Origin of the sequence: Halalkalibacterium halodurans (assembly GCF_004376175.1) — a bacterium.
GTDB lineage: Bacteria > Bacillota > Bacilli > Bacillales > Bacillaceae_D > Halalkalibacterium > Halalkalibacterium halodurans.
Genome location: NZ_SNUY01000045.1, coordinates 28722 through 33951, shown reverse-complemented (window position 1 = coordinate 33951; position 5230 = coordinate 28722). Strand labels below are relative to the sequence as shown.

The window sequence follows — 5230 nt, the reverse complement described above, 5'->3', positions numbered from 1 at the left end:
CGCCCTTGATTGACCTCTGAATAAACCATTGGTGTGTTTGTCAAGAGCGATAGCGTGGCATTTCCACCTAATAAATGGTAGGTAGTATGAACCGTGCTAGTTTTTCATAGAACTTTTGACACTACCGATACTTAGATTATAAGTTACTTCACTATAACTGTCCAAGTCCTCTAAGGGGCTATAGAGGTTTTATCTGAACTTAGTGGGTTATAAATTAAAGTTGAGTACGGCCTTGCGTTGGTGGCCCGCGAGTTTTATCTGAACTTAGTGGGTTATAAATAGGACGGTAAATCGTCCTCTCTTCACCCCTCGATCAGTTTTATCTGAACTTAGTGGGTTATAAATTGCAGAAACGCTAATCGACCAAAATGCGCAGCAGATCGTTTTATCTGAACTTAGTGGGTTATAAATGAGCGAGTCCGGTTATCCGTTCATTATGTACTCTGAGTTTTATCTGAACTTAGTGGGTTATAAATGCGACGCCTACATTCCTGAACGCAGGGAGAAAACGACGCGTTTTATCTGAACTTAGTGGGTTATAAATGAAAGCTCGACGCAGGTGCTGTGACAACTCAAAAAATAGTTTTATCTGAACTTAGTGGGTTATAAATTACACTGATCCCGTAACCTATCGTATAATCTTGAATCGTTTTATCTGAACTTAGTGGGTTATAAATGAAACAGATCTTGATATTTCATTAAATCAGGACCGGTTTTATCTGAACTTAGTGGGTTATAAATGAGGTGTCATAATGGGACTTGCGGAGGAATTACGTCGTTTTATCTGAACTTAGTTGGTTATAAATTGAACTTACAGACGAGCATAAGGGAGATGACTTTGTGTTTTATCTGAACTTAGTGGGTTATAAATGTGGCAGAATAATGCAGTAAAAGCGCAGTGAAAACGGTTTTATCTGAACTTAGTGGGTTATAAATAATAAGGACAATAGGACAACTGAAAAATGAGGTAAGTGTTTTATCTGAACTTAGTGGGTTATAAATTCACAATTGCGGCCATCGTCACATGTCTATTCTTGATGTTTTATCTGAACTTAGTGGGTTATAAACTTGTATCTCCCCTTCTCGTTTAGTGACAAGGGATACGTTTTATCTGAACTTTGTGTAAATGTCTCTTTTTGTTTCTATAAAAACATGCACTTTTATCGTTTTGACATGGATCTCCGTTGCCAGTAAACTAAAAGGAAAGTCAAAAAGGAGGCGGTGCTATGGGAGATGTGAGACGTGATTTACAAAAAGTCGAACGGATTTTTACGATTTTGAACCTGTTAAGAGAGCGAGACACGATTACAGCAAGTGAGTTGGCGGAATATTGCGGAACTACTCAGCGGACAATCTATCGTGACATGGCATTGCTTGAAAAAGTAGGCGTGCATTACGTAACCGAAGGAAAGAATGGGTATCATTTCATTTCTGGTCCCGTTGTACCACATCGTAAACTGACTCAAGAGGAATGGATGGCCCTTACCGTGTATCCATTAGTTACAAATGACTTTCTCCATAATGATCATCCAGTACACTACGCCTATCGTGCAGGATTTGAAAAATTAAAAGGGCTTACACGAGACTCCCATACATCTCAGTTGCTAGCCATGAGTGAAGAGCTCGGTGACCGCATCCGCTTTCACGATCAAGTTAGCAATAAAGATACGAATCATGTAATGCCGCTTTTATTCCAAGCAATGGTTGAGAACAAAGCGATTGAAGTTGAATACTATGCAATTTATAATGATACTATGGCAAAGCGGGTGATTCACCCTTATTACATCATACCAAGGAACGGCCACTTGTATGTGCTTGCTTATTGTACCTTGCGTAAAGACTTTCGAACATTCCGGTTAAATCGATTTTTATCAGTTGTAATTAAGGAAGAGACCTTTGTAATGGACCCTAACTTTAACGTGGATGAGTATTTGTCCAAACGGTGGGCTATTTTTGCTGATGACGCGGAGGAAACAAAGTTTGTGGTACGCTTTCACCAAGAGGTGGCCCGCTATGTCGATGAATATACTTTTTATGCGGAAACGAAGATAGAAAAACAAAGCGATGGATCGCTCCTCCTCCATGCAACGGTCAGAAGTCGTAAAGAATTCCTTCGTTGGGTACGTGGATTTGGTCTAAACGTAGAGGTACTTGAACCAGTTGATGTAAGAGATAGCTTGTATGAGGAGTATCGACAACTAATGACACGTTACCATTTGGCTGATAGGATCAACGCGAAATAAAAGATTGTTCGAAAAACTCTCGAGTCGTTAGACTGATAGAATACGTCGATTGTAGAAAGAACCACGAAACGATACTCAAACCTATTTATAGTCCTTAGTCCTTTTTCTTTTGCATAAACCTAAAAAGAATGGGAAAAGGTTACGAGAACTTAGTGGGATAGAAACAAATCTAACTTGATTGATTTCGTTTTAGTTCAATTTAAGTACATATCATTAAAAATAAAAGATTGGTCCAATTGCTTTTATTGTAAATTCCTCCCATGCATAAAATTTTAGATACGTTTCTCAATACCTTATTGGATATCCTCCAGATTATCTATTTTAATAGGCTTTTTGGATTGAGGGGGAGTTGAACCGAAAACATCCAATAAATCAAACACGGATTAGTAGGAAGCATTCACCTTTTCCTAGGATAAATAGACGTGGCATTATCAATGGCTGCCCTCATAGGGTCTCGACAGCACCCTCCCCACAAAATAACATTTTTAACAAATCCCCCTCTAACTTAATGACTTAGCAGCTTTACTAGCTAGTGATTCAAGCCAATATCTGAAAAACGTTTTCTCCACACGTCATTTTTGTTTTTTTATTCTCCTTTTTGTATAGCACTCCCCTCTTTTTATTTTTTTCTAATTGGAGCAAACTCCATTTGGCAAAGAACCGTGTACGAGCGACGAGATTCTCTTCGTTATCATGTTTTATGCACTCTAGATGTTGACTGTTTGACTGTGCTAAGGCAAGCGCCGTATGTGACGTATGCTGGGTACAAACAATCGTTAAGGCTGATTTTTTACATGCGTTACGAATGATTTCTGGGCTGTCTTCAAACGGGTTACAAATAGTTACACGAACCCCGTGATGTTCCAAGCGCTTTTTATAGCGTTGCATACGCTGGGAGCCTATTAGACAAACACGGAATGTGCCAATCGGGACAAATATAGGCTTGTCTTGAACTTTTTGTTTTCTTGCTTTTTGTTCCCTACGTTTCATTTGTTTCGGGATTGTTTGATAAACTTTGCTGATTTCCACTTTATTTTCCCAAACAAGCTTTGCTTTGACAGGAAGTCCGTCGTCGACTATTTCACCCTTGTGTTCGATTTGGTATACTTTTCCCTCTAAATCCCGAAATAAGAAATCCTCCGTTTGCGGTTGTTTATACATTGTGCCAAATAAATACGAAGTCATTTGGTTTTTTTTCTGTAATGGCTGTCCCCTTTTTTTCTTTTGCCGCTGTTTTGCCAAAGCTTCAATGTCTTCAACGAGCATTGCAAATACGTTTCTCTCATTTGGCATGTAGTTTGAGACCGTTTCGATTGTTAACCCTTTGTGCAACTGTTGGTACATCTCAAACACATTCGGCTCCTTCTTTTGTTTTAACTGGCGAATGCGTCGTTGCAAATTACGAACTTCTTCTTTTCGTTGCCTAATCTGCCGGTAGACCTGCTCTTCAGTTGGCTGCTGTTTTGCTAGCAATTGTTTCACTTGTTTTTTTAGTGTGTTGTTCTCTTGTTGAAGTGCACTAACGCGCATTAAACGATTGTTGATTAAGCTTACTTGTTTACGGGCCTGCACTTCCTTATTCCGCAAATCCACTAGTTCCCGTTCTAGCGCTCGATTGACTTCCGCAGTAGAGGAAGCTATTTCTCTCGCTGTTTTTTCTACTACTTTGGCTTGTTTTAGCTTCTGGTTCGCTTGGCTTACTTGTTTTTTCAGCTTTCGCACTTGCGACTCTTTTTTTAATAACTCTGTCTTTGATTGTTTGACCTTCTTTTCCATATAGAGTAGTTGCTTTGATAATTGCTTTCGTTTTTTCCGCTCTGTCTGAAGCTGCTCAAGTGTGGACGTTGTTGGCGTTTTTTCAGGAGCAGCTGCCTTTTTAGCTTGTTCCATTTTCACACGAAACTGTGTTTGAACCGATTTTTTCTGCTCTCTCTCCTTCTCCTTTATTCGCTTCATCTTTTCCATCATTTTTGCCCGATTCACTTTCATCCCTCTCTTTCAAGCTTTTTTTAAAAGGATACTGTTCTTCCTGACAACGAATGTCAGGTATCGCTAATTTTTTCTCCTCCCTCAATAAAGTTTAATTTTCTTACGAATACTCACTTATTCTTAAAATTTCATAAGCACCAAATAGTAAAACCACCGCATTAACTGGATATAAATTTATATTATTCTAATTCCTTACAGGGGGAGGACCATCCTAACGACCAAACTGGTAGTGTCTGGTAACGAAAAGGTATGACCGTGCTTATAAATCTCCACACAACTCACGGTCGCTAACCCTCCCATGTCTCTCCGGATTGGTATCCATACCTTCCTTCGTCCTGCGTATCCATGAGGTGGAGGTCGGATAAGCTCCTTTGCTGGGTCATAAGCCCGTATGGTGAAAATAAACTCCGACTCTGCACTATTGGTGTTTGTTATTTGTAAGTATACAGATGATGCACGGCTTTACATGGAGTGGCGGGCATGGTAGGCTTCCTTAGCCATGGGCGAATCATTGGATGACTCGCCGCTTCGCCAAGGAGCCATGCCCGCAGAGGCTCCGTGTCAAGCCACTTTGGGTGATCTGCTTTCTAAGGTTACACTGCCTGTAATCCATCCATTTGAGGAATATCTTTTATTAATCTTGAACCATCAAATTCACACTGTTTTTGACCAATGACAAACAACACACGTAGTAACTTACAACACAAGGCAATCAAAGATTGTTGCTTTTTCAAAGGGCGTTCAGGGCGTTTGGTGTAATAGTGATGCAGGGCTTTAAATGTTGAATTATGGGCGACAAGGGGACGAATCGCTAAATATAAGGCTCGGCGTAATCGTTTCCTTCCTCGCTTTGTAATCCTTGTTTGCCCTTTAAATTTACCTGAACTGTGCTCACGTAATGATAGCCCTGCTAAGTTCACTAATTGTTGAGGATGAGAGTACTTTGAAATGTCCCCAACTTCCGCAAAGAATAATCCAACAGTCACCGCCCCTAAGCC

General features: G+C 40.0%; 3 protein-coding genes and 1 CRISPR repeat array. Of the genes, 1 reads left to right on the top strand and 2 read right to left on the bottom strand.

What is annotated here, in order from left to right:
• Positions 1 to 186: 186 nt before the first annotated feature.
• A CRISPR array of direct repeats spans positions 187 to 1068; the repeat unit is 29 nt; unit sequence GTTTTATCTGAACTTAGTGGGTTATAAAT.
• A 158-nt stretch (positions 1069 to 1226) separates the two neighbouring features.
• On the top strand, positions 1227 to 2243 hold the full coding sequence (locus E2L07_RS14130) for a helix-turn-helix transcriptional regulator (protein WP_134229880.1): 1017 nt from the start codon (positions 1227 to 1229) through the stop codon (positions 2241 to 2243).
• A 537-nt stretch (positions 2244 to 2780) separates the two neighbouring features.
• Here E2L07_RS14130 and E2L07_RS14125 read toward each other — a convergent pair.
• Positions 2781 to 4226, bottom strand: coding sequence for a coiled-coil domain-containing protein (locus tag E2L07_RS14125; RefSeq protein ID WP_134229879.1), 1446 nt, complete (start codon positions 4224 to 4226; stop codon positions 2781 to 2783).
• Between the two features lie 599 nt (positions 4227 to 4825).
• The coding region (locus E2L07_RS14120; RefSeq protein WP_134229179.1) for a transposase at positions 4826 to 5230 on the bottom strand (405 nt) is incomplete at its 5' end.

Coding starts and splice junctions, on each gene's coding strand:
- E2L07_RS14130 (WP_134229880.1), top strand. CDS start 1,227: ATGGGAGATGTGAGACGTGATTTACAAAAAGTCGAACGGATTTTTACG.